The following is a 24965-nucleotide window of genomic DNA, read 5'->3' as shown; positions in this document are numbered from 1 at the left end:
CTGACATAAATCATAAAAAATACCGCTATCTCTTTGATAACGGCATTTTCACAATATTATTACTCAATTTTAGCTTACTAAAATATCTCCTGTCATAATTGCCGGAATTTCAATTCCCATTACTGATAAAATTGTAGGTGCCATATCTCCTAGTTTCCCAGGTTTTAAATCCCAGTTTTTATCTTTATCCATCACAATTAACGGAACAAGATTCGTTGAATGCTGCGTGTTTGGTGATCCATCTGCATTAATCATTACATCCGAATTTCCATGATCTGCCAAAATGAAAACAGCGTAACCGTGTTCATAAGCCATTGTTGCCACTCTTTCTATGCATTTATCTACGGTTTCAGCAGCTTTTACGGCAGCTTCAAAAACTCCGGTGTGACCAACCATATCAGTATTTGCGAAATTTAAACAGATAAAATCTGCAGTTTTGTTTTCCAGTTCTGGTAAAATTGAATTTGTGATTTCGTAAGCTGACATTTCAGGCTTCAAATCATAAGTCGGAACATCTTTCGGACTCGGACAAAGCAATCTTTTTTCGCCGTGAAACTCCTCTTCACGACCTCCGGAAAAGAAAAATGTAACGTGTGGATATTTCTCCGTTTCAGCAATTCGGATCTGTGTTTTACCGTTTCTTTCTAAAACTTCACCCATTGTATCTTTCAAAACCTCTTCATCAAAAACTACATTTACATTCTGATAGGTTTTATCATAATTCGTCAACGTTACATAATGAAGGTTCAGCTTTCGCATAAAATATTCAGGCATATCGTGCTGACAAAGAACTTCTGTAATCTCACGACCTCTGTCTGTACGGAAATTGAAACAAATCACAACATCATTATCAACGATCTTTGCAACCGGAACTACATTTCCAATCTGACTTTCTTTTACTAAAACAATAGGTTTGATAAATTCATCAGTTACATTTTCATCATAAGAAGCTTTAATTGCAGCTAATGCATTTGTCGTCTGCAAACCAACTCCTTCTACCATGGCATCGTAAGCTAATTTTACACGCTCCCATCTTCTGTCACGATCCATTGCGTAATATCTTCCAATGACAGAAGCTAATTTTCCGGTTGTTGCGCTCATGTGATTCTGAAGTTCTTCAATAAATCCTAAACCAGAATGCGGATCGCAATCTCTACCGTCTGTAAAAGCATGAACATAAACGTTTTCGTTTAAACCAAAATCTTTTGCAGCAGACAATAATCCTTTCAAATGATTGATATGTGAGTGTACTCCGCCGTTGGAAACCAAACCGATAAAGTGAACATTTTTATTTTCGAGTTTCGCATAAGCAAAAGCTTCCTGAATTACTTTTTCCTGTCCTAAAGTTCCGTTTTCGACAGCCATATTAAGCTTTACCAGATTTTGATACACTACTCTACCTGCTCCCAGATTCATGTGCCCAACCTCAGAGTTTCCCATTTGTCCTGCAGGAAGACCAACAGCCAAACCGCTTGCTTCTAAAGTCGTATGAGGAAATTTCTGATAACAGCTATCTATAAATGGTGTATTTGCCTGGTCGAGTGCAGAAACGTTAGGATTTGTTCCCAAACCCCATCCGTCAAGTATTGCCAATATTGCTTTTTTAGACATTTTATTTTGATTTTTTAAACAAACAAAGTTACCTATTTTTGAATGATATAAAGAATTTTCAATGTTTAAATTTTACTTAAAGGTTGACATGAAACTGAAATAGAAAGTATGAATTTTTAGAAATGTATTTTTATTAAATGTTAAATTAATTAACGCAGAGGAAAACAAAGTTTCTGCTGTAAATTCCTTTTTAATTAGTAAAACGAGGGCATTTCATTTAAGAAAGTAAAGCAATGTATTTTTATAATTTTTCTACTTTTTAGCACGTTAACTCATTAATCCTCTTGAATTATAAATATTATTTTTAATTTTGTTTTATGGATTTACGAGATCAACTAAAAAACCTTTTTCCTACCCACGAAGAGCAGGATTTTCAGATGCCTGAAGAAGAATTTAAACAGAAAGAGCCTTTGATCTGCAAGTTTGAAAAAAAAGGCCGAAACGGAAAACCTGTAACGATTGTTGAAGGTTGGGAAGGCAGTGAGGAAGATTTAAAAAAGATTTCAAAAAAGATAAAAACCACTTTGGGAATCGGTGGCTCTGAAAAAGATAATACCATTATCATTCAGGGAGATAACCGTGATAAAATTATGGCGATTCTGAAAGATATGGGTTACAAAACGAAAAGAGTTGGCGGATAATTTTTAACCGCAAAAGTAACAAAAGATATATGCTTCAAGATAAGTTTAAATAAAGCTGTTGAAAGAACATATAAGTTTTTTAAATCTTCGACTTTTTAATTTTTTTTACGCTTAAAAATAAATCTGTGTTTGTGGCATTAAAGCTTTAAGCTTTTCTATTGTTGATTTATCCATCGGATTTCCTGCTAAAATAAGCGTTTTAAGATTTTTTAACTGAGCAAATTCTTTAGGAAGATCTTTCAGTTGGTTATGTGCAAGATTGATACTTACTGTATTTTTTAAGCCTTTTACTTTTGGTGAAATTTCCTTCAAACTGTTTTGACTTATATTTAAAAACTCCAGATTTTTAGATTTAAACATTGTTTCAGGCAGTTTTATGATTGAATTTTGCTGTAACTCAAGATATTTTAGATTTTCCGGGAATTTTACATCGGTTAAATCATTAATTTGGTTGGCTGCGAGATTGAGATATTTTAAATTTTTAATCTTATCTAAATCTTTTGCGACAAAACTAATCTGGTTACTGGAAAGATTGATTTCTTCTAAAGTTCCAATTTTAATTAAAGCTTCGGGAAAAACATTCAGATTATTGGCATCAAAATGAGCAACCTTAAGGTTTTGAAGTTTTGAGAAATTCTGATTTACTTTCGTTAAACTGTTCAGATTCATAGAGAAACTGGTCAAATTGATTAATTCTCCAATTTCATCAGGAATAAATTTTATGCTGTTTGCGTTTAAATTTAATATTTCCAATTTTTTAAGCTTGAAAATTTCATCATCTATCTTCTCTAATTTATTTTCCATTAAATTCAGAAAAAAAAGAGAATCCATTTTCGAAAGTTCAGGAGAAACATTGAATATTCCTTTATTTCTAAAACTCATGCTGTAAATGGTTTTTCCGCTTTTTAAAGCATCATCTACATCTGTATATGTAGGATATTTTAAAGGATCAATCTGTGCATAAACATTCGAAAGAGAAAATATTGTGATGAAATAAAGTAGCTTTTTCATAATAAAAAAAGCCACCGACAAAGAAAATGTCGGCAGCTGAGAAAGAAAATTAGTAATTATTTTTTAAGAATTTTTACAGTTTTCTGGAAACCGTCTGCTTCGATGTTCAACATCAAAACTCTTGAAACCTGAAGCTGAGAAGTAAAATCTAATTCCAAAGAAGAATCTGATCCTGTAAACTTCTTGCTGTAAACTATTTTACCATCCATGCTGTAAGCGGTTACAGAAAGGTTTTTAAGCGCTTTTGGAGAATTTATTTTCACTAAACCTGAAGTAGGGTTCGGAGAAACCGTAACTTCTGTCTGAGAAACAGATTCTGTAGTCCCTAAAGTTCCGTTTGTTCCTAAAAATTGCTGAAGCGCAATAACCATTGTTGCAGATTTACCTTTATAATCGATTGTATTTCCAGTTGCGTCAACATCTGTTGAAATCGTTGAATCAGGATGCTGAACAGAGAAAAACCCGAATTTGTGATCTGGAGTAAACGTCAATCCTGTTGGCTCTGAACCTGCAGGCATCGAAGCGAAAAGTCTTACATTAGGATTTGCCTGAGTGTGAGTCGGCGCAACTACCCAAATATAATTTTTTCCGCCATCCTGAAGAACCCAAAGATTTCCCAGTTCATCAAATGTTAGGTTGTCATTACCGTCACCCCAAGTTTCAGTTTTAACTCCTTGAGCGGTGTTGAATGAATATTGTGTATTTAATCCACCAACGAAAACTTCAACTTGTGAAACAGTAGTTCCGTTGTCCTGCATACGGTAAACTTTATTTAAACCTTTTGCTGTGAAGTAAACTTTTCCGTCAAGCGGGCTTATTTCAACATCTTCAATACCGTTAAATGATGTTCCGCCTAAAGATTGTGCTAAAGCTGTGGTATTGTTTTGGTCTGCCTGCGTCTTATTGGGAATCTGAACCCATGATGCAGTCGTTGAAACCGGATCTCCGTTTGATAATCCCTGATCTAATTTCAGTACATATAAATTTCCTGATGCAAGATTGTTTGGCGTATCCATTACATATTTGTAAACCATATTTGTTCCGCCGTCTTCACCGTAATAAGCAGTTGTTCCTGCATTATTAATCACTACATTTTCGTGATTCATAATTCCCATCTGCCAAAGCTTATCTTTAGTTCCACTGGTATTATGAGACATAACCTGAGCTGTTGCCGGATTAATTTCTACCAACCAGCCGTAATCTTTATATCCGTCTGCGTTGGTATCGTTTCCTGTAACAGATTCTTCAGCGGTAACAATTGTTCCCCACGGTGTAACTCCGCCAGAACAGTTTCTGATAGTTTGTACTAAACTTGTAGCTGAAAAGCTTACTCCTCTCGATTTTGTTAACTGCCAAAGTTTTGTTGTAGCATTATAATTGATTTCTGCCATTGTCACTCCACCAGGATTGGTTTCATGATTTACCGATAAATAACCATTTACACTGCTTGTATTTATGGGAACATACCCTGTGAAATCATTTTGTCCGCCCACTAATCCTCCACCTTCAGTATAAGCATCACCTTCTTTAAGAATCAATTGGAATCTGTGTTCCGCAGGAATAATTAATTTTGAAGTTTGACCTGTCGGAACAATCGATGTGAAACAGCTAATGTGTGTTCCTGTACAAGTATTTGCCGGAGGTGTAGGTGTTGTAACAACCGTTTTAAGATAAGCATCAATCGTTAAATCTGAACTGGATGCACTTCTGTTATGCAGTTCAATTGAAATTCTGTTAATTCCCTGTACAAATTTATTTTTAGCAATAGAAAAAACATTAATTGCTGTTTCTGCTGCTCCATCAATGGTTGTGCTTGAAAAAGTACTGTGAGAAACTGTTCCCGAAGGCATATTGTCTCTGATTACTTCTTCACCATTCAGATAAACAATAATACCGTCATCTCTTCTTACTCCAAATTCCATGGTATTGGTTAAATCTGCCAAATTTACTGTGAAATCTTTTGTGAGATAAGCTGTGTCAACACCCGATACAAAAGCCGTAGTTACAGGATCTCCGTATCCTAAAGGTCCGTTTCCGACAGACCATGTAGAAACATCATAATTGGTATTTTTCCATGTTGCAGGAAGTGCAATATCTGCATCATTAAAACGCCATGAACTTTGCAGTCCAAAAATTGTAGTCTGGGCTTGTAGTGCAGAGCTTGTCATAAAAGCCAGCATTGCAACTGTAAGTAGTTTTTTCTTCATTTTAATACTTTTTATTTCTGTTGCAAAACTATTTTATTATTACGAAGCCTTTATTAATAAGGTTTTAAATAAATAATACTGAAAATTAACAAATCAAAAACCTAATGTTACGTGGATTAATTTTATGTTAAATTGTCTTTACAAATTAGAGATATTCATTCTGCGGTTTATTTGGATTTTGTCTTGCTGATGTCTGTTAAAGAATGTAGAAAAGCGATAATCTGTTTTATCTCTAAAGGAGAAAGGTTCAATTTATCTGCCGGTAAAGTCTGATTTTTTATTTCTAAGCCAAGACCTTCTGCTCCACCTTCATTGTAAAACTCTAAGACTTCTTCCAAACTACTGAAAGCTCCATTATGGAAATAGGGTTTCGTAAGCGCAATATTTCTCACTGTAACTGTTTTAAAAGAATTCTCATAAATCCAGGAATCTTCTTTTTTTACATTACTCTTTATTCTTCCCCTATCTGAATCTATTTCCAAAGGCAGATTTTGAATTGGCTTTTTGGTAATTCCTAAAACTTCAGATTCATTTTCATTAAAAAATGGAGGAACTAGCCCAGAAAACAAAGGCGCAAAATGACAGGTTGCGCAATTGGCTTTCCCCATAAAAAGATTGAAACCTTTTTTAGCATCATCAGAAATTACTTTTTCATTCCGCATAAATCGGTCAAAATCGCTGTCGAAAGAATTTAATGATGCAACATATGAGCTTAAGGCTTTAGAAAATGTCTGATTATCAATATTCCCGTTTTTATAAGCTTTTTTAAATCCTTTTTTGTATTCAGAATTTGCTTTTAATTTCTTAATGATGCTTTCATAGCTTGTATTAAATTCATCAGAATTATAAATAACGTGTTCTGCTTGCTGCTCTAAATAAAAAGCTCGCATATCATAGAAAAATCTTTTGGCAAAAACTGCATTATATAAGGAAGGCGAATTTCTTAAAACCGTTTTTCCTTCCACATTGCTCAACGATTTTGATTTCAAATCGGTAAATGCATTTTCAGGAAGATGGCAGGTTGCACAACTCATTTTTCCGTTGTCGCTTAAAGTTTCATCATAAAATATTTTCTTTCCGAGCCTTCTCAAGTCTTCATTATCTTCAGAATCTTTTAATAAGGTAAAAAAATAAGGGTTTAGAAAATCACTGCTGAAAAAGTTCTTGCTTGAAGGATTCCAACCTGAAAATTCCTGCAAATCATCTTTATTACCGTCCCATTTTCCGAGCTCTTCGTAGATTGGCTGCAAGTGTTTTTTGTAAAATTCTATTCTGTCGAAAGTTTCAAAATCTTTGTTTTTTGAAAGATAAATAATCGCATCAGAAAACATTTTATCGGCATTTCCTGTATTATAATTGTTAAAATAAGGATCGTTTTGGATGTAATTTTTCATTCCCTGAAAAGCATGATTTGCTTCTTCTGAAATATTTAAAGATCCCGGAGTATCAAACCCGGTAAGTCCTAAAGTATAAATTCTGATCAACTCTATTCTTAACGGTAGCGTTTTATTTTTTCCCTGACTTTTTCCGTTTTTAATTGAATTTAGATAAAAGTTGTTATAATTATTATAGAGGAAATTGGTAATGTCAATTATTCTATCTTTTTGCTTATTTGCTTCATCAGAAAAAATGAGCTCATCTAAAACCTGCAAACCTTCCGGAGGCAAAGTATAAGCCGTTGTTCCGGCTGCTTCAATTCTAAATAAAGGAGCAGCATTAAGATGTGTTTTCGAAAATTCCGGATAATGGTAAGCAATGTAAAATTCTATTTCTTTGTAAGAATTTCTCGTCTCACTCAATGATTTTTGAAGTTGTTCCAGATTTATTTTATCTTCTTTAAAAAGATCAGCATCAGATTGTAGGTTTTCGAGTTTTAATTTAAAATCATATAATCCTTCTTTTACAAAATTGTTTTCGTTCGTATAACCTTTGTCGACAGTTTTGAATGACATCACAAAAACTACGATTAACAAAGCTGAAATAAGCGGTAGATAAGATTTCATGAAAAAAATTTAACCGCAAAACTATCATCTTTACATTACCACAATTTTAACAAGGAATTAAATAATGTTTATATTTCAATTCATTTAAAAATCATTACTTTTAAATCCCCAAAAATCAAAATAAACATTCATTCAAAATAATTTAAAAATAATATATGCTTAATAAACTTGCAGCTTCAGAATTGGTTCTGAATGATGACGGAAGTGTTTATCACCTAAATCTTTTACCCGAAGATATTGCTGACAAAATTATCTTGGTTGGTGACCCCGACAGAGTTCCGAAAGTTTCTAAATATTTCGATAAAGTAGAAATTAAAAAGAATAAAAGAGAATTTTATACGCATACCGGGATTTTGCGTGGCGAAAGAATTTCTGTCATGTCAACAGGAATCGGAACTGAAAACATCGATATCGTAATGAACGAACTTGATGCTTTAGTCAACATCGATTTGAAGCAAAAGGAATTTAAAAACGAACACAAATCTCTTGAATTATTCAGAATGGGAACTTGCGGAAGCGTAAATCCCGAGGTTCAGGTAGATAATATGCTGGTTACTCAGAACGTGGTCGGACTCGACGGTTTAATGCATTTTTATCAGGATTATCATTTTGAAAATGAGTTTTCGAAAAATTTCTATGAGAAATTTCCATACGAAAAAATTAAGCCGATGCTTTATTTTTCTGAATGGTCTGCAGAATTGGGTGAATTGTATAAAGATGCAAAATACCACGGAAATACTGCTACTTTCCCAGGATTTTATGCTCCACAGGGAAGACAGCTTCGCTTAAAAGCTTTGGATGAAAAGTTTCTTGAAAATTTAAACGATTTGGGAATTACCAATTTTGAAATGGAAACATCTGCGATTTATGCTTTCTCAAAATTATTGGGCCATAAAGCAATTACCGTAAATAATGTAATTGCCAACAGAAGACGTGGCGAGTTTTCATCAGATCATCATGCTTCTGAAAAGAATTTGATAGAGTGGGTTCTCGAGAGAATCATCTAATAATAAAAAACTGCTGAAAATTTTCAGCAGTTTTTTTGTTTTTAGTGAGAACAGTTTTTTTCGTATTCTTTTACAATACCACCATAAAAATTTAAATAATATCGCAGCATATTTTCACCTAAAATATTCTGAAAATTTCCTTTTTTACCCGTACTTTTAGCTTCTTCAAAAGAATCTGTGCGAACTTTTTTATATTCTTCTTTGAATTTTTTTCTAAATTCTTTGTCTTCTAATTTTTTCTCCAAAAGAGAAAGATATTGATTGAAATTTTCACAATTTTTGCCTACAATCCGAAAAGCTCCTATCATTTTTTCTTCAGCAGAGCCAAAATTGAAAAGATTGATACGATCATAATCAACAGGCATTATTGCAAAATCATCTTTGCTATTTCTTATATAAAACATTGAATAAACATATGTACAAGCTGACTTTAGATTTCCTTGACACATAAACATATTAGAGCCGAAGATCTGTATTTTTCCATCATATAATAAAGGCTGAAAAGAACGTTTTCTTTTATCTACCAATTCTCCCTTGCTATTAATAGCTTTCATATCAAGACGTTCAATACCATTAACGAAATCGCCATTCTCATCATAAATCTTCATGGCTTTAACATCTTTCGCACCTATCTTTTCGGTTTTGGATTCAGGAGAAGTTTTATATTCAAAACTATAAATGTCATCTTTATCAAAAAAACTTGGATAAGAACCATTGGGATAGGTATAAGCCACAAAAAGTGCAGACATTTTGCTTCCATCCTCTAATGTAAATTCAGCTTTGGGATAGCTATTTTCTTTTTTCTGTGAAAAAGTAATGATTGATGCTATTACAGAAATAGCAAGAAGTAATTTTTTGGCCATCTATTTATTCTAGTTTAGTTTAGTTTTCACTCTATTTCTTAATAACAAGAGTGAAAATTTAAAGATAATATCTTTTTTCAGATATCAAATTAAATATTATGAAAATTTTAACAATAGTAAATATTTTTAGGAATAGTTCTTGCCTATTATAAAGTATAACACTTAAATATTAGCATAATGGAAAATCAAGATTACAACAAAGCTGAAAAAGCAGTTGACAACACAGAAAACACACTAAGAAATGCAGCAACTGATGCAAAATGGAAAGTGAGCGACTTGGCGGATAAAGCAAGAGACTATATCAACGAAAAAAGAAATAATGATGAAGAGGCAAGCCAGGAAGGTTGGCTAGACAGGGTAAAAGCTAATGCATCAGAAACCTGGGAAGACATCAAAGAGGGTGCAAACGATGCCTGGGAAAAAACAAAAGATGCAGCAGAAGACGTAAAAGCAGAATGGAATAAAAAAACAAACTAAGTTTATTAGTCTTTTATATATTATCAAAGAAAAACGGAGTCTTTTTAGGAAGGTTCCGTTTTTTTATTATGCTCTAAACACAAATTATTGCTACATTTGTAGCTTAATAAACATTAGAAAATTATGTCATACGGTTTACTTAAAGGCAAGAAGGGAATTATTTTTGGAGCCCTTAATGAGCAATCTATTGCATGGAAAGTTGCAGAAAGATGTCACGAAGAAGGTGCTGAGTTTATCCTTTCAAACGCTCCTATTGCTTTGAGAATGGGAGAACTAAACGGTTTAGCAGAAAAAACAGGTTCTGAAGTTATTGGTGCAGATGCTACTTCTATCGAAGATCTTGAAAAGCTTTTTGATGCCGCTGTTGCAAAATTTGGTAAAATCGATTTCATTCTTCATTCGATCGGTATGTCTATCAACGTAAGAAAAGGAAAACATTATACAGAAATGAATTACGACTGGTTGGAAAAAGGTTGGGATATCTCGGCAGTTTCTTTCCATAAAGTAATGAGAGTGGCTTACGAAAAAAACTGTATGAACGAATGGGGAAGCATTTTAGCACTTACTTACATTGCAGCTCAGAGAACATTCCCGGATTATAATGATATGTCTGATAACAAAGCGTATCTTGAAAGCATTGCAAGAACTTTCGGAAATTATTGGGGTGAAAGAAAAGTACGTGTAAATACTGTTTCTCAGTCTCCTACTCCAACTACTGCAGGAAGCGGTGTGAAAGGTTTTGGAGGTTTCTTAGGCTATGCCGAAGATATGTCTCCACTAGGAAATGCTACAGCTTTGGAATGTGCAGATTACTGTGTAACATTATTCTCAGATCTTACGAAAAAAGTAACGATGCAAAATCTTTTCCATGATGGTGGATTCAGCAGTTCTGGAGTTACTCAGAAAGTGATTAGTAAATATGATGCTGAGTAATCATTAATACTTTATTATACCTAAATCCGAGACGTTTTGTTTCGGATTTTTTTGTTAAAAATTTAAAATATTTTATATCAATAGGAACGGGCTTCAGCCCGTTTACGAAAATAAGATTCAGCTTGGCTTTAGCCAAAACTTATATAAAGTTTGGTTAAAATAAAATCGGCGACACCAAAAGTACCGCCGATTCTTAATAAAAACATTAATATGAAGTCTATAAAATTACAGTCTGTATAGAATGTGCAGGTGCAGATAATTTTGCTGACATGCCTTCAATCCAAAGATTGGTATCCATATCGTTGTCTGTATCATTCATGATTACGGTTACTAATTGCCCGCTTTCATTCATAAAAGTAGTTGAGGTTAAAGCGATTCTGTTAGAAGAACTTCCGATTCTCTGTGCATTTGGCTTAATGAATTTTGAAACGTGACCAACATAATAATATTCATAAGTATAATGAACTTCTCCTGTTTTGGTATCTGCAATAATGGGTGCAAAACAGAAATTTCCAACATGATTTGGTCCACCGGTTTCATCCAAAAGAACGTTCCAATCTGTCCATAAAGCTGTTCCTTTGTTGAAATCATTGATCATATTTTTCCCATACAATTCGCCTAAGCTTACATCATAAATTTTTGACAGATCAAATTGCTCCTTACAACCTTCTGTAAAAGCTAAAAACTTATCAGGAAAAGCCCTTTGAGTTTCAGATAAATTATCGAAAAGCTGGGTTTTATTGTTCCATGTTTCATACCAATGATAGCCAATTCCCGATGCATATTTTGAAGTTTCGGGATCGCTTAAAGTAGTTGTTGCTCTTTGGTAAATCAAATCACGGTTATGATCCCAGATCATTACTTTTTTATCTTTGAATCCATTTTTCCAAAGCGTTGGTCCTAAATTATTTTTCAAAAATTCTCCTTCTTCTTCGGCAGAATAAATACAGGATTCCCAAGTCTGTGTTGCCATCGGTTCGTTCTGAACCGTCAATCCCCAAACATTGATTCCTCTTTTTTCGTACTCTTTAATGAATTTCACATAATAATCTGCCCAGGTCTGATAAAAAGCTTTTTCCAGTCTTCCTCCTTTCAACATACTTTTATTAGATTTCATCCAGGAAGGCGGACTCCAAGGTGAGAAATAAAAGGTGAAATTATTTCCGATTGTCTTCTGAGCCTCTTTGATCATCGGAATTTTATACTTTTCATCATGCGCAACGCTGAATGATTTTAATGATTGATCATTTTCCTGAACATATGTATAAGAATCGCTTGAAAAATCACATGAGTTCATATTGGTACGAACAACAGTGTAACCCAAACCGCTTTTTCCGTAATAAGCCTCAAGAATTTCTTTCTGCTTAGCTTTCGGCATTTTGTAAAAAGTTTCAGCAGAAGCATCTGTAATAGCACCACCGATTCCTATCAGTTTCTGATATTTAAAATCAGGATCTACAAAAATACAGGCATCCGTTTCTTTCGGCTGACCAAATTTTTCGAATTTTACCGTTCCTTTGTCCACCATTTTTTCGTTGGTCTTAGAATTGGTAAGAAAAACTTTTGCTGTTGTTTTCCCTGAATTCTTTTTCCAGTAATTTTGTGCATTTGCATTGAAAACCATTCCAATGACAAAGCAACTTACGACTAATCTCTTCATTATTATCTTTTCTTATTTTTTATATTAAACCACCCCTCCTAAATTTTCTTTGAAAATTATCCATCCCTCCAAAGGAGGGAATTTGGAGTCCTATATTTTATTTATTCTGATAAACTCTTACGTAATCGATCTCATATTTCTGTGGGAAAATCGTGTCATCAATACCTTCTTTTCCACCCCAAAAACCTCCGACAGCTAGATTCAGAATAATGAAATAAGGCTGATCAAAAGGCCATGAATCATACGTTTTTTCTTTATTTTCGTAGCTGAAGAATTTCTGATTATCAATATAAACATCAATTTTCTCTGGCGTCCAGTCCGCTTTATATATATGGAATTTTTCACTTGCATCCTTCACAAAAAGAGTATCCGTTTTTTGAGTATTAATGATGTGATTGTACTTTTTCGTGTGAACCGAAGCATGAACAAACCCATGATTAAAACCAACGTGTTCCATAATATCCAGTTCTCCATCATCGGGCCATTCTTTCATATTTTCACTCATCATCCAGATTGCAGGCCAAGTTCCGCGACCTTTCGGAAGTTTTGCTCTCACTTCAACTGTTCCATATTGAAAAGAAAATTTCCCTTTTGTTAAAAGTCTGGCAGAAGTATATTTATTCTTTTCCCAGTTTTCTTTTCTGGCTTCAATCACAAGATTTCCATTTTCCACTCTTGCGTTTTCCAAACGGTTTTTGGTATAGAACTGAGCTTCATTATTTCCGTAACCGTCACCACCGACATCATAATTCCATTTTGTGGAATCTGGTAATCCTTTGTAATTAAATTCATCACTCCAGATTAATTTTCTGTTTGGATCGGGCTGGTTTGAAGCACAATTTAATGATGAAAAAACCAAAGTTCCTCCAATGATCAAATTAAAAATAGGTTGAAATTGTATTTTCAAAGTTTTTAAAGTTAATAATGATTATTTTCAACGTTTGTCATGCTGGAAGCATCTCTACAAAGATTATTCAGATTCTTTGACTACGTCGAACCTAAAGGTTTCAGTATAACAAACTCAATACTTATAAAGTTTTTACAAAAAAACGTTTAGTCTTTTACCACCAAAAGCGGGTTTTATCCCGCTCTCAGTTTTTGTAAACTAATATTTATTTTGACCAATTAATTCTTTTAGACTGAACATTTTGAGAATCGGTTCCGATCATAATGTCGAATTCTCCTGTTTCCCAGTCGTAATTCAATTCATCATCATAAAATTTTAAATTTTCCGGAGTCAAAGTGAAATTAACGGTCTTACTTTCTCCTTTTTTAATGAAAACTTTTTGAAAGCCCTTCAATTCTTTTACAGGTCTCACCACTTTTCCAACCAAATCTCTAATGTACAGCTGCACCACTTCTTCCCCATCGTAATTTCCGGTATTGACAACATTTACACTGATATTTAACGTCTGATTTCCTTTAAGATTTGTCGAACTTAAATTCATATCAGAATATGTAAACTGAGTATAGCTTAAACCGTAACCAAAAGGAAATTTCGGATCATTATCCAAATCGATATAAGCTGAAACATAATTTCTGTCGGTATTATTTTTTGCGGGTCTTCCTGTATTATAATGATTGTAATAAACCGGGATCTGCCCTTCAGTTCTTGGGAAAGTCATGGGAAGTTTTCCTCCCGGATTTACCGTTCCGAAAAGAACGTCCGCGATCGAATTTCCTGCTTCAGTTCCCAGCCACCAAGTATATAAAATCGTCGGAATATTGTCTGCTGCCCAGTCAAAAACCAGCGGTCTTCCTGCATTGATAATTAAAACGATCGGTTTTCCTGTTTTTGCGATTTCTTTTAATAAATCTTCCTGAACTCCTGTGAAATGTAAATTGCTTCTGCTTTTCGCCTCACCACTCATCGCTGAACCTTCGCCTAAAGTCATGATCACGACATCTGCTTTTTTTGCGGTTTCCACAGCTTCAGCAAACATAGATCTGTCTTGGTCATCAACGTTAGCTCCTTTTGCATACAATAATGTTGAGTTTTTATCTAATTGATTTTTAATTCCGTCAAATTGGGTGACAATTCTTTGATTATCATCTTTAAAAGAAACTGACCAAAATCCATGATTGGCAGAAGTCTCCTTTCCAAAAGGTCCGATTAAAGCAATTGTTTTCGTTGATCTTGAAAGAGGTAAAATATTTTTCTGATTTTTAAGTAAAACAATACTTTTCGAGCCAAATTCTCTTCCGAATTTTCTGTTTTCTATATTGTTTAACTGTTCTTTCTGTCTTTTTTCATTGCTGAATCTGTAAGCATCATCGAATAATCCCATTTCAAATTTCTTAACTAAAATTCTTCTTGCTGCATCGTCAATCAATTTCGGGTCAAGTTTTCCTTCCTGAACCAATTTTGGAAGTTCAGCCATATAAGCACGGCTTTCCATATCCATATCACTTCCTGCATTGATGGCTTTTTCGGCAGCTTCTTTATTATCTTTTACAAAACCGTGAGAAACCATTTCGCCGATACTTCCCCAATCTGAAACCACAAAACCCTGGTAATTCCATTTTCCTTTTAATAAATCTCTCAGGATATATTTGTTTGCTGTTGCAGGAATTCCATTAATATCATTAAAAGAATTCATAAAAGTGGCAACTCCTGCTTCTGCGGCGGCTTTGAAAGGAGGTAAATATGTTTCGTTCAATTGTCTTAGACTCATGTCAACAGAATTATAATCTCTTCCGCCCACTGCCGCTCCGTACGCTGCAAAATGTTTTGCACACGCCATGATTGCATCCAGATTTCCAAGACCTTTTCCCTGAAAACCTTTGATTCTTGCCAAACCAATTTGCGTTCCCAGGTAAGTATCTTCACCAGAACCTTCCATCACTCTTCCCCATCTCGGATCTCTTGCAATATCGACCATCGGCGCAAAAGTCCAGTGAATTCCATAAGCTGAAGCTTCTGTTGCGGCAATTCTTTCAGATTTTTCAATTAATTTTAAATCCCAACTTGCGGCTTGTCCTAAATTTACGGGAAATGTTGTTCTGTAACCATGAATCACATCCTGACCAAACAATAATGGAATTCTCAATCTTGATTTTAATGCTAATTCCTGAAATTTTCTGGTTTCTGCAGCTCCCGAAACATTGAGCATAGAACCAACTTTCCCTTGTTTTATTTCATTTAAAACATTGGCAGAATTAGAATTTTGTGGACCGGTTGCATATTCAAAACCGCTGTATTGAACGAGCTGCCCTACTTTTTCTTCCAAGGTCATTTTAGATAAAAGTTCCGTGACTTTTTGGTCAATCGTTTTTTGCCCGAATCCATTGAATCCGAATGCCGTAAATATTAATATGAAATAAAGTTTTTTCATTTTTGGTCTAATTTTATATTTTGAAAATAATCTTTCACGCAAAGTTCGCAAAGATTATTTAAGCTTGATGTTTATTTTTAAGTTACACAAAGCCGTTTCATTTATAAAAGCTCGCAAATATTTGAAATATTTAAGTTTAAATCTAAAAAATAAAAGTTGCTACAGAACTTGATGGAATGTTTACCGGAGCAGTTTTATTTTTATATTTAATATTAAAATTTTCTGTTTTTTGACTATAATTTTGAACAATCAACACAGTTTTTCCCTCAGGAGTTTTGAAAGCAACTGTAGAAAGTTGTTTGGTTTGTGTAGAAGATATTCTTTGGGAATTGGCAGGAACAAATTTCGATGCATGAGCAATGATGTAATATGCTATATTTCTGGTGAAATTCTCACTGTCTGAAACTGTAATTGCGCCTTTGCATTCGGTACAACCTCCCGGAGTGTGCGGTGCAAATTTTGGATCATTGGCAAGATTCCATTCTAAGGCAATTTTGCTCCAGTTTCTCATAGAACCGATCACAACGTTTTTGGTATGCCAGTTTAGATCTTCATTGAATGTTCCTTTTGCTCCAGTCCATTGCTCTGTAAAATAAAGATTTTTATTTGGATGAGCATCGTGAACAGTAGACAGAGCGGAAATATCTCCCTCGTATAAATGAAAAGCTGAGCCGTCGATGTATTGATTGGCTTCAGGATCATTTAAAATATTGATGGCATATTCAGGTTTGTTGCAATTGTGATCATAAACAACGATTTTAGTTTTAATCTTATTTGATTTAAAAATCGGACCTAAACTTTGTTTGATAAAATCTCGCTGCTGATCTGAAACCATTAATAAGCTTGGGTTATTTCCCGGATGTAAAGGCTCGTTTTGAGGAGTTATCGCATCAATTGTAATTCCTTCTTTCTGCATTCCCTGAATATATTTCACGAAATATTTGGCATATGTGTCGTAAAATTCAGTTTTTAAACTTCCTCCGATTGATTTACCATTATCTTTCATCCAAACCGGAGGCGACCAAGGCGCAGCAATGATTTTGATTTTTGGATTGATGGTTAAAATTTCCTTTAGCATTGCAATCAAATCTTTATCTCCTGCCAAACTGAATTTTGATAAAGTAGGATCGGTCTGTCCTTGAGGTAAATCATCATAAGAGAAAACCTCGCCATCTAAATCTGAGGCTCCGATGCTTAATCTCAGGTAACTTATTGAAATTGAATTTTTGTCTTTCCCGAAAAGTTCCTGCAATAAAGCTTTTCTTTTTGAAAGTGAAAGACGGTTGATTACTTCAACACTCCCACCGGTTAATGTATATCCAAAACCATCAATATATTGAAACTTCTGAGAATCGTCAATTTCAATATTCTGAAAATTATTGGTTGTATTGACAAAAATTAACGGTAATTGCTGCTGTAATTTCACACTTTCATCTCCTTTTGTCAACCAAGATTGTACCTGATTTTGTTCGGTAGTAATTGATCTGCATGAATTTAAAGGCAAAAATACCACACCGCTAAATAGCAGTGCAGTACTTTTTAAAAAGAAACTATATGATTTTTTATTTAACATATTTAATAACTAGCATTTTGGGTTAGATTGGGATTATTATCCATTTGGGTTTGCGGAATTGGCCAGTATAATCTATTTTGATTTAAGTTACCCACATAAGGTAACAAATTACCCGCTGCATTTCTCTGTTGAGAAAGTATTTCAATCGCCTTACCTGTTCTTTTTAAATCAAACCAACGATGACCTTCAAATGCCAATTCTAATTTTCTTTCTTTAAGGATTTTATTAATTCCATCATCAATGCTTGTAATGCTAACTGGCGTTAAACTTGAACTTGCTCTCCCCCTCACTTGATTAACCAAAAGTGCTGCATCTGCAAAATTCCCTTGACGAACCAATGCTTCTGCTCTGATTAATAATAAATCAGCATATCTCATTACATAAAAATTTTGATGTCCTGTTGTAATTCTCATTTTATACATGAAAGGAAAATTATTGCTTGCCCAAAAATTATCAGACCAGCTTACCGTTGTTGGCGAAAACCAAATACTCGAGTTTTTTCTTACATTATCTCCTTCTGTGTTGAAAGTATTTACGATATCATACGAAGGAGTATTAAACTTCTTCCAATCTGTTCCGTAAAACATTGAAGATCCCCATGCCCAAAGATTTCCTGCGTTTCCATTAGACTCGAAAATAGATTCTGCATTGGCTTCGTGGTTTCCATCAAAAAGTTGGTCATAAACAGGAAGTAATGAATATCCCTGTCCCATTAATTGAGTTGTATAATCAATTACTTTTGCATAATCAGGATTTGGCTTGGTCGCATAGACTTTTGCCAATAATGCTAAAGCTAAACCTCTTGTTGCTCTGTATTTATTTGAACTTGCAGGTGCATTTGCTAAAGCTCCTTCCAAATCTGCAATAATTTGAGTATATACTGCATTTACTGGCTTCCTTGTTGGATAAACCTGATCATAAACTTCATCAAAGTTTTCATCATTTACTCCAATCACAGCTTTTGTAACCAAAGGAAAATCTCCCCAAAGTTGTACCCCATGGAAATTATACATTGCTCTCATAATTGCAGCTTCAGCTTTCATTTCAGATTTTCTAGCGCTTGTAAGAGCAGGGTCTGGAATGTTATCTACATAGTTTAAAACTTTGTTACAATTATTAATCAAAGAGAATATGTAGTTCCAATCTCTGTTTACATTTGAATTAGTAGCAATAATTCGATATTCATCCATTTGGAAATTCTGAATATTATCACTTCCAGCGTGAGCAATTTCTGTTTGTGCATCACCATTGAAGAAATAATCAAGTTGCCAATACTCATTACCTAAGTCATTATAAATTGTAGCCATTAATCCTTCTGCTTCTGCTGCAGTAGTGTAAGGAGTATCAGTAAGTGGAACAGCTCTATCTGTAAGAGGTTCTGTATCAAGATAATCACTACATGAAGTTGTTCCAATAGCTAAACTAGTTCCCAACAGAAAATAATATATTGTTTTATTGAATTTCATAATAATTAATTAAAAATTAGCTTTAAGACCGAAAATAAATGTTCTAACCTGAGGATAAGTTCCGTAATCCACACCTGAAACTCCATTTGTATTGCTGAAAGCATTTACCTCTGGGTCAAATCCTGTATAATCAGTCCATGTTAAAAGGTTCTGTCCTGTAACATAAAGATTAATTTTACTAACACCTTTGAAAGGAGTTGTGAAATTATATCCTAAAGTGGCACTCTTTATTCTAATAAAAGATCCATCCTCGACAAATCTGTCTGAAACATATTGTGCGGTTGCGGAGTTTGCTTTCGGAGTGTTGGTAATTTCTCCCGGAGTCGTCCAGCGGTTTAAAACAGCGGTTGACTGGTTTTTGAAATCATTCATCATTTCAAGATCAAATCTTGAAGCATTGTATATCTCTCCACCATATGATCCCGTTACTAAAACATCCAGATACCAGTTTTTGTAAGAAAAGTTATTCGTTAATCCAAAAGTGAAATCAGGATTTGGATTTCCAATAAATGTTCTGTCATTAGGATCAAAAATACCATTTCCATTAAGATCTTTATAAACAAGATCTCCTGTTTGAGAATCAACGTGACTTACCTGATACCCGTAGAAAGAACTGATTGGCTGGCCTGGAGTGAATCTCACTAAGTTTGCTCCTACAGTTTCAATATAAGCCTTGTCTATATTTGGCTGATATTTCAGACTTGTTACTTGATTTTTTGTAAATGAAATATTAAAATTAGTATTCCAGCTAAATTTTTCACCTTTAAAATTCTGAGTATTTAAACCAAGTTCTAGACCTTGATTTTCCATATCTCCTACATTCTTGAGTATATTCCCTAAACTTCCCATTGCGATCGGAACAATAAGATTTTTAGTTTTCCTTTTGTAAGCGTCTGCGGTTAATTTAATTCTATTATTTAGAAAACCAAAATCTATCCCAATATTCGCATCTGAGGTGACTTCCCAACCTAAATCACTGCTGTCCCACTGATTTGTGTACCAAATTCCGTCAGGTCCAACTCTGGTAAGTCTTTCTAAGTTAAAATGTGAATATGGTGGAATTCCTGAAGCATTACCACTCTGTCCCCATCCTCCTCGTATTTTTAATTCTGACAGAATCTTGTTATCAGCTAAGAAATCTTCATTAGAAACTGTCCATGCACCAGAAACACCTGGGAAGAATCCCCATTTATTTCCAGGTGCTAAAGCTGAACTACCATTATATCTGAAAACTCCCATAATAGTATATTTATTATCATAGGTATAAAGAGCTCTTCCGAAAAATGAAAGTTCACGCAAATTCTCTTTTACTAAAGTTTCACGCTTGTTATCAATTACTGTATTATAGTCAAAGAAAGTTGTTTCTTCAGGAAAGTTATTTCCTTCAAAATTATTCCATGAATTTCTTTTTTCATGAATCTGATTTCCTCCTAACAAAGCTAAATCATGAACTCCAGATTTTATTGTATATGTTAAAGTATTTTCAACATTCAAATCCTGATAAGTTGATAAATATTTACCACCAATACCTTTTTGTTGTCTTCCGTAACTTGTCTGATAACCATCTGTAAACTGATCATTTGTAACATCAATTAGATCAAATGAAACGGTTGGCTTCCAAACTAAGTTTTTTAGCAAATTAACTTCCAATCCTAAGTTACTCATAAAACGCTGCGTTTGCGTTTCGTTCTTTCTCGATTGATATGCAACTGGATTTTCCCAAGAAGATTGAAATGGGTTTAAAGCAAACTGACCATCTTTGTATCCGTCTAAGAAATTTCCATCTGCATCCTTATCTCTTACTGCAAGCTGACTGCCGTATACTGGTAAAAATGAAGGTGTATTTAATGCACTCAAGATAACTCCACCTCTGGAAGTTCCTAAATTATCGCTTGTGTTTTTAAGAGTTGTATTTATATAATTAAAATTACCAGTAAGTTTCAGCCAATTGGTAATTTTCGCATCCAAATTCATCTTTGCAGAAACTCTGTCAAATCTTGCAGGATCTATAATACCGTCAATTCCTTGGTAACCTAAAGCAGTATAAGCCCGTACTTTTTCGTTTCCAAAAGAATAATTTACATTATAGTTTTGATCAAAACCTGTCCTGAAAACTTCATCTCTCCAATTCGTGTTAATACCTTCATATCTTGGATTGTTAATCGTAGTTAAGTACGACGGATTAATTTCAGCCATCAAAGTTTTATACTGATCAAGATTTAAAACATCGATATTGTTAACAGTTTTAGACATTCCCCAATATGCATTGAATGCTAATTGTGGTTTGTTAGCTTTCCCTCTTTTTGTGGTTACAATTATAACTCCCGAAGAACCATTTATACCATAAATCGCAGCAGAAGTAGCATCTTTTAGAATTGTCATGTCAGTAATATCATCGGGATTTATTCCACTGATATCAAAAGTTTGAATCCCATCAACAACATATAACGGATTTACGCTTGAAGAAATAGAGTTATTTCCTCTAATCTTTACGTCAATTGCTGCACCTGGTTTTCCTGAAGATTGAATCACATTTACACCTGCTGCATTTCCTTGCAATGCCTGCGCAACATTATAGATTGGACGATCATCGAATGTTTCCGATTTTACGGTAGAAACAGCACTCGTTAAGTTTGACTTTTTCACAGAACCATACCCAATTACCACCACTTCCTCAATTTTCTGTTCCTTCTGAACAGTATCTTTCAGGGTGTTTTGAGCATGGAAGTTTGCCGTGAAATAAAGCACTGCAACCATTCCAAGTCCTTTTGTTATTTTTACATTCATATACAGTTAGTTTTTTAATTCTCAAATTGAGACAATAAAAATATATATTTTTTTCATTAATTAACATTTATTTAATAATTATTTTAATATTTCCAGTATTTTTGGGGGATCAAAGACTTAAATTTTGGACAGAAAGTATTAAAATTTTCTAAAACCATCTTAAAATTATTCCCCAAATGACGCCTAAGCAAACTAATATTACGCTTCCATTGAAACTTACATTCCTAGTTTTTTCAATGGTTTTGAATTGTATGGGTATTGTGATAATACAGCTTTCTGCGCAGAAAATCGGGTATGATAAACTTGGTTTTTTAGAATCTTTTAAAGATTTACCTATCGCAGTATTCTCACTTTTTGCGGTTAATTTTATTAGCCGTTTAGGAACAAAAAAATCACTTATTTTTGCACTTCTTTTGGTTGGAATTTGTTCTTTGTTTTTACCTTTTGTGGAGGTTTTTTGGTTTTTTAAACTTTGGTTTGCAATTATAGGAACTTGTTTTGCCATTGGTAAAATTTGTGTTTACGGAATTATCAGAAACAATATGACCGAAGAACGCTCTCTAGCAAAAACGATGAACAGCGTCGAAGCTTCTTTTATGATTGGGATTTTTGTAGTCAATACAGGTTTTGGATGGCTTATCTCGAGTCAGTTTGGAGAGTATTGGAAATTTGGATTTTTATCTATTTCTCTCATTTCTTTTTTTACGGTTTATTTATTTCTTACATCAAAAATTATAGAACCAGAGGTGAAAAGTAAAAATATAATTCCTGATTTATCCGGATTTGGAAAATTACCGTTCATTTTATTTTTTGCAGTAAGTTTCTTTATTATTTTTATTGAACAAAGCTTTAATTCCTGGCTTCCTGCATTTTACAAAGATCATCTTAAAGTAGATTCTTTTTTTGCACTTCAGGCATCTTCTTTTTTAGCTGTATTTTCTTATTCTGGAAGAGCAATTACTTCACGAATAATTCAGCGATTTGCTTTGTCAAAATATTTTATGTTTTGTCTATTGATGATTATTTTGGTTTTAGTTATTATTTCGGCAATTCAGTTCTTATTTACTGAAAATGCCCGAATATTATTATTCTTATTTCCTATTATCGGATTGTTTTTATCACCGCTCTATCCGGTTATCAACTCAAAAATGATTGCCAAAATTGATAAAAATAAAATCAATACTTTCACATCATTAATCGTTATTGTCTCTTCAGTAAGCAGTTCGCTAAACTCTATTTCAATCTCAGTATTATTTAAAAATCAGGCACTTGATTATTATTCCCTGTATATTTTAGGAGCTGTAATTATGGTTACTGTAATTTCTTACTCATATTTTAAATTAAGCATAAATAAAATTTAAAAAATAATTTTATTTTTACCGCATGAAAACGGATCACAATAAAAACATTGAATCTTTAAAGGAACTCATAGACAGCAAAAACCTTATCCCGAATGTATCGGTTGATTGCACGATTTTTGGCTTTCATGATGACATCTTAAAAGTGCTTCTGTTGAAGTACCACGATCTCGATTTGTATTCACTTCCCGGTGGTTTTGTTTTTATTGATGAAGACTTAAGAGAAGCCGCAGATCGTGTTTTGTATGAAAGAACACACCTGAAAGGTTTATTTCTGGAGCAGTTTCACACTTTTGGACGATTAAACCGAACTGAAAATAACGTTCACAAAACATTGATTAACAATAAGGGGCTTGACGTTCCCAAAGATCACTGGATTTTACAGAGATTTATTACGGTTGGATATTGTAGTTTGATTGATTTTTCGATGGCAAATACTTTTCCTGATGCTTTTAACGAATCTTGTGCATGGTTTGAAGTCAATAAGCTTCCGCAAATGGCGTTTGATCATGACAGAGTAATTGCAGAAGGGTTGGAATATTTACGTAAAAATATTGATACTCAAGTTGCTGCGAGCAATCTTTTACCGGAAAAATTTACCATGAAAGATCTTCAGTCTTTATATGAAACTATTTTGGGCGAGAAATTCAGAAGAAATAATTTTCAACGTAAAATATTGAGTACTAATTCTTTAGAAAGAATGGAAAAACTATATGATGGTTCAGCAAATAAAGCTCCATATCTTTATAAATTTATAAAAAAATGATTTTTTCTTCCTTCTTAAAAGTTTTTTTTTGAGCGTTCATAAAAAATCTTATTTTTAGGAAAATTAATTTAAATGTCATATTATCCTCTTACAAGCATTCCCGATTACTACGGAATTGACGCTTTACTTACCGAAGAACACAAGCTTATCCGCCAATCTGTAAGAGATTGGGTAGAAAGTTTTGTAATGCCGAATATTGATGAGGCAGCACAAAATCATACCGATCTTCCAAATCTGATGAAAGAATTAGGGAAAATCGGTGCTTTGGGACCATACATTCCTGAAGAATACGGTGGTTCCGGGCTTGATCAGATTTCTTACGGTTTGATTATGCAGGAATTGGAAAGAGGAGATTCAGCCGTGCGTTCTGCGGCTTCTGTACAGAGTTCTTTGGTGATGTTCCCGATTAATGAATTCGGTTCTGAAGAGCAAAAAAGAAAATATTTACCAAAGTTAGCTTCAGGTGAAATGATCGGATCTTTCGGTCTTACTGAGCCAAACCATGGTTCTGATCCTGGTTCTATGGAAACTTATTTTAAAGATATGGGAGATCATTATCTTTTAAATGGTGCAAAAATGTGGATTACCAACTCTCCTTTATGCGACATTGCAGTGATTTGGGCTAAAAATGAGGAAGGAAAAGTACAGGGATTAATCGTTGAAAGAGGAATGGAGGGTTTTACAACTCCTGAAACTCATAATAAATGGAGCTTAAGAGCTTCTAAAACCGGTGAATTGGTGTTTAATGATGTGAAAGTTCCTAAAGAAAACTTACTACCCAATGTTACGGGATTAAAAGGACCTCTATCTTGCTTAAATTCTGCACGATACGGAATTTCCTGGGGTGTAATTGGTGCCGCAATCGACTGTTATTGCACTGCTGTTCAATATTCTAAAGAAAGAAAACAGTTCGGAAAACCAATTGGTGGATTTCAATTGCAGCAGAAAAAATTAGCAGAATTCTTAACTGAAATTACTAAAGCTCAGTTGCTTTGCTTACAATTAGGAAACCTGAAAAACGACCACAAAGCAAGTCCGGCTCAGATTTCTATGGCAAAGAGAAATAATGTGAAAATGGCAATTGATATTGCAAGAGAATCACGGCAGATTCTTGGCGGAATGGGGATCATGGGAGAATTTCCCATGATGCGCCACGCTGCAAACTTAGAATCTGTGATTACTTACGAAGGAACACACGATGTTCATTTGCTGATTACAGGTCTTGACATTACAGGTATTAATGCTTTTTAAAAGATAAATTAAACCT

18 protein-coding genes are annotated in these 24965 nt (G+C 33.9%); 7 read left to right on the top strand and 11 right to left on the bottom strand.

Translation table 11 applies throughout. The features are described 5' to 3' along the window. Positions 1-69: 69 nt before the first annotated feature. Positions 70-1611 (bottom strand): 2,3-bisphosphoglycerate-independent phosphoglycerate mutase, encoded by a 1542-nt coding sequence (gene gpmI, locus ACOOWA_RS06045; RefSeq protein WP_421373919.1) that lies wholly within the window; start codon positions 1609-1611, stop codon positions 70-72. 317 nt (positions 1612-1928) lie between these two features. Here gpmI and ACOOWA_RS06040 point away from each other — a divergent pair, with 317 nt between their 5' ends. After that, positions 1929-2252, top strand: a complete 324-nt coding sequence (locus ACOOWA_RS06040) for a translation initiation factor (protein WP_421373918.1) — start codon at positions 1929-1931, stop codon at positions 2250-2252. Between the two features lie 111 nt (positions 2253-2363). On the opposite strand, the gene ACOOWA_RS06035 is transcribed toward ACOOWA_RS06040, so the two are convergent. The 3 genes from ACOOWA_RS06035 to ACOOWA_RS06025 form a co-directional block, all read right to left on the bottom strand. Beyond that, positions 2364-3263: a leucine-rich repeat domain-containing protein gene (locus ACOOWA_RS06035; protein ID WP_421373917.1), complete on the bottom strand. Its 900-nt coding sequence runs from the start codon at positions 3261-3263 to the stop codon at positions 2364-2366. 56 nt (positions 3264-3319) lie between these two features. Continuing rightward, positions 3320-5470 (bottom strand): alkaline phosphatase PhoX, encoded by a 2151-nt coding sequence (locus ACOOWA_RS06030; protein ID WP_421373916.1) that lies wholly within the window; start codon positions 5468-5470, stop codon positions 3320-3322. 167 nt (positions 5471-5637) lie between these two features. Then, the gene (locus tag ACOOWA_RS06025; RefSeq protein ID WP_421373915.1) at positions 5638-7473 is read right to left on the bottom strand and encodes a cytochrome-c peroxidase; all 1836 of its coding nucleotides are present in this window, start codon (positions 7471-7473) and stop codon (positions 5638-5640) included. A 155-nt stretch (positions 7474-7628) separates the two neighbouring features. Between ACOOWA_RS06025 and ACOOWA_RS06020 the strand changes: the two genes are divergently transcribed. Then, a complete protein-coding gene (locus tag ACOOWA_RS06020; RefSeq protein ID WP_421373914.1) occupies positions 7629-8480 on the top strand; it encodes a nucleoside phosphorylase in 852 nt (283 codons plus the stop codon). A gap of 41 nt (positions 8481-8521) precedes the next feature. On the opposite strand, the gene ACOOWA_RS06015 is transcribed toward ACOOWA_RS06020, so the two are convergent. Beyond that, positions 8522-9343 carry a hypothetical protein gene (locus ACOOWA_RS06015; protein ID WP_421373913.1) on the bottom strand — a complete coding sequence of 274 codons (822 nt, stop codon included), beginning with the start codon at positions 9341-9343 and terminating at the stop codon, positions 8522-8524. Positions 9344-9520: 177 nt separating this feature from the next. Between ACOOWA_RS06015 and ACOOWA_RS06010 the strand changes: the two genes are divergently transcribed. Beyond that, positions 9521-9820, top strand: coding sequence for a hypothetical protein (locus ACOOWA_RS06010; RefSeq protein WP_421373912.1), 300 nt, complete (start codon positions 9521-9523; stop codon positions 9818-9820). 123 nt (positions 9821-9943) lie between these two features. Next, the gene (locus ACOOWA_RS06005) at positions 9944-10753 is read left to right on the top strand and encodes an enoyl-ACP reductase FabI (protein WP_421373911.1); all 810 of its coding nucleotides are present in this window, start codon (positions 9944-9946) and stop codon (positions 10751-10753) included. A gap of 217 nt (positions 10754-10970) precedes the next feature. Here ACOOWA_RS06005 and ACOOWA_RS06000 read toward each other — a convergent pair whose 3' ends face one another. The 6 genes from ACOOWA_RS06000 to ACOOWA_RS05975 form a co-directional block, all read right to left on the bottom strand. Further along, on the bottom strand, positions 10971-12413 hold the full coding sequence (locus tag ACOOWA_RS06000) for a glycoside hydrolase family 30 protein (RefSeq protein WP_421373910.1): 1443 nt from the start codon (positions 12411-12413) through the stop codon (positions 10971-10973). Positions 12414-12510: 97 nt separating this feature from the next. Continuing rightward, positions 12511-13320 carry a glycoside hydrolase family 16 protein gene (locus ACOOWA_RS05995; RefSeq protein WP_421373909.1) on the bottom strand — a complete coding sequence of 270 codons (810 nt, stop codon included), beginning with the start codon at positions 13318-13320 and terminating at the stop codon, positions 12511-12513. Positions 13321-13525: 205 nt separating this feature from the next. Next, positions 13526-15748 (bottom strand): beta-glucosidase BglX, encoded by a 2223-nt coding sequence (bglX, locus tag ACOOWA_RS05990; RefSeq protein WP_421373908.1) that lies wholly within the window; start codon positions 15746-15748, stop codon positions 13526-13528. A gap of 142 nt (positions 15749-15890) precedes the next feature. Beyond that, positions 15891-17321 (bottom strand): glycoside hydrolase family 30 protein, encoded by a 1431-nt coding sequence (locus tag ACOOWA_RS05985; RefSeq protein ID WP_421373907.1) that lies wholly within the window; start codon positions 17319-17321, stop codon positions 15891-15893. 2 nt (positions 17322-17323) lie between these two features. Then, the gene (locus ACOOWA_RS05980) at positions 17324-18787 is read right to left on the bottom strand and encodes a RagB/SusD family nutrient uptake outer membrane protein (protein WP_421373906.1); all 1464 of its coding nucleotides are present in this window, start codon (positions 18785-18787) and stop codon (positions 17324-17326) included. A 9-nt stretch (positions 18788-18796) separates the two neighbouring features. Further along, complete coding sequence (locus tag ACOOWA_RS05975) at positions 18797-21574, bottom strand: SusC/RagA family TonB-linked outer membrane protein (RefSeq protein WP_421373905.1); 2778 nt, start codon at positions 21572-21574, stop codon at positions 18797-18799. A gap of 176 nt (positions 21575-21750) precedes the next feature. Here ACOOWA_RS05975 and ACOOWA_RS05970 point away from each other — a divergent pair, with 176 nt between their 5' ends. From ACOOWA_RS05970 to ACOOWA_RS05960, 3 genes are all read left to right on the top strand, one after another. Continuing rightward, a complete protein-coding gene (locus ACOOWA_RS05970; RefSeq protein ID WP_421373904.1) occupies positions 21751-22935 on the top strand; it encodes an MFS transporter in 1185 nt (394 codons plus the stop codon). A gap of 22 nt (positions 22936-22957) precedes the next feature. Next, on the top strand, positions 22958-23698 hold the full coding sequence (locus ACOOWA_RS05965; RefSeq protein WP_421373903.1) for an NUDIX hydrolase: 741 nt from the start codon (positions 22958-22960) through the stop codon (positions 23696-23698). Between the two features lie 72 nt (positions 23699-23770). Then, on the top strand, positions 23771-24949 hold the full coding sequence (locus ACOOWA_RS05960) for an acyl-CoA dehydrogenase family protein (protein WP_421373902.1): 1179 nt from the start codon (positions 23771-23773) through the stop codon (positions 24947-24949). Positions 24950-24965: the final 16 nt, after the last annotated feature.

The sequence above is a fragment of the Chryseobacterium sp. GP-SGM7 genome (assembly GCF_049166575.1).
Taxonomy (GTDB): Bacteria; Bacteroidota; Bacteroidia; order Flavobacteriales; family Weeksellaceae; genus Chryseobacterium.
The sequence above is the reverse complement of the archived record's forward strand: the minus strand, read 5'-3'. Positions and strand labels throughout refer to the sequence as shown.

Bases quoted from the DNA above. Each gene is read 5' to 3' on its own strand.
- ACOOWA_RS06025 (WP_421373915.1), bottom strand. From the start codon at position 7,473: ATGAAATCTTATCTACCGCTTATTTCAGCTTTGTTAATCGTAGTTTTT.
- ACOOWA_RS05965 (WP_421373903.1), top strand. From the start codon at position 22,958: ATGAAAACGGATCACAATAAAAACATTGAATCTTTAAAGGAACTCATA.
- ACOOWA_RS06005 (WP_421373911.1), top strand. From the start codon at position 9,944: ATGTCATACGGTTTACTTAAAGGCAAGAAGGGAATTATTTTTGGAGCC.
- ACOOWA_RS05985 (WP_421373907.1), bottom strand. From the start codon at position 17,321: ATGTTAAATAAAAAATCATATAGTTTCTTTTTAAAAAGTACTGCACTG.
- bglX (WP_421373908.1), bottom strand. From the start codon at position 15,748: ATGAAAAAACTTTATTTCATATTAATATTTACGGCATTCGGATTCAAT.
- ACOOWA_RS06015 (WP_421373913.1), bottom strand. From the start codon at position 9,343: ATGGCCAAAAAATTACTTCTTGCTATTTCTGTAATAGCATCAATCATT.
- ACOOWA_RS06020 (WP_421373914.1), top strand. From the start codon at position 7,629: ATGCTTAATAAACTTGCAGCTTCAGAATTGGTTCTGAATGATGACGGA.
- gpmI (WP_421373919.1), bottom strand. From the start codon at position 1,611: ATGTCTAAAAAAGCAATATTGGCAATACTTGACGGATGGGGTTTGGGA.
- ACOOWA_RS06030 (WP_421373916.1), bottom strand. From the start codon at position 5,470: ATGAAGAAAAAACTACTTACAGTTGCAATGCTGGCTTTTATGACAAGC.
- ACOOWA_RS05980 (WP_421373906.1), bottom strand. From the start codon at position 18,787: ATGAAATTCAATAAAACAATATATTATTTTCTGTTGGGAACTAGTTTA.
- ACOOWA_RS06035 (WP_421373917.1), bottom strand. From the start codon at position 3,263: ATGAAAAAGCTACTTTATTTCATCACAATATTTTCTCTTTCGAATGTT.
- ACOOWA_RS05975 (WP_421373905.1), bottom strand. From the start codon at position 21,574: ATGAATGTAAAAATAACAAAAGGACTTGGAATGGTTGCAGTGCTTTAT.
- ACOOWA_RS06010 (WP_421373912.1), top strand. From the start codon at position 9,521: ATGGAAAATCAAGATTACAACAAAGCTGAAAAAGCAGTTGACAACACA.
- ACOOWA_RS05970 (WP_421373904.1), top strand. From the start codon at position 21,751: ATGACGCCTAAGCAAACTAATATTACGCTTCCATTGAAACTTACATTC.
- ACOOWA_RS06040 (WP_421373918.1), top strand. From the start codon at position 1,929: ATGGATTTACGAGATCAACTAAAAAACCTTTTTCCTACCCACGAAGAG.
- ACOOWA_RS05960 (WP_421373902.1), top strand. From the start codon at position 23,771: ATGTCATATTATCCTCTTACAAGCATTCCCGATTACTACGGAATTGAC.
- ACOOWA_RS06000 (WP_421373910.1), bottom strand. From the start codon at position 12,413: ATGAAGAGATTAGTCGTAAGTTGCTTTGTCATTGGAATGGTTTTCAAT.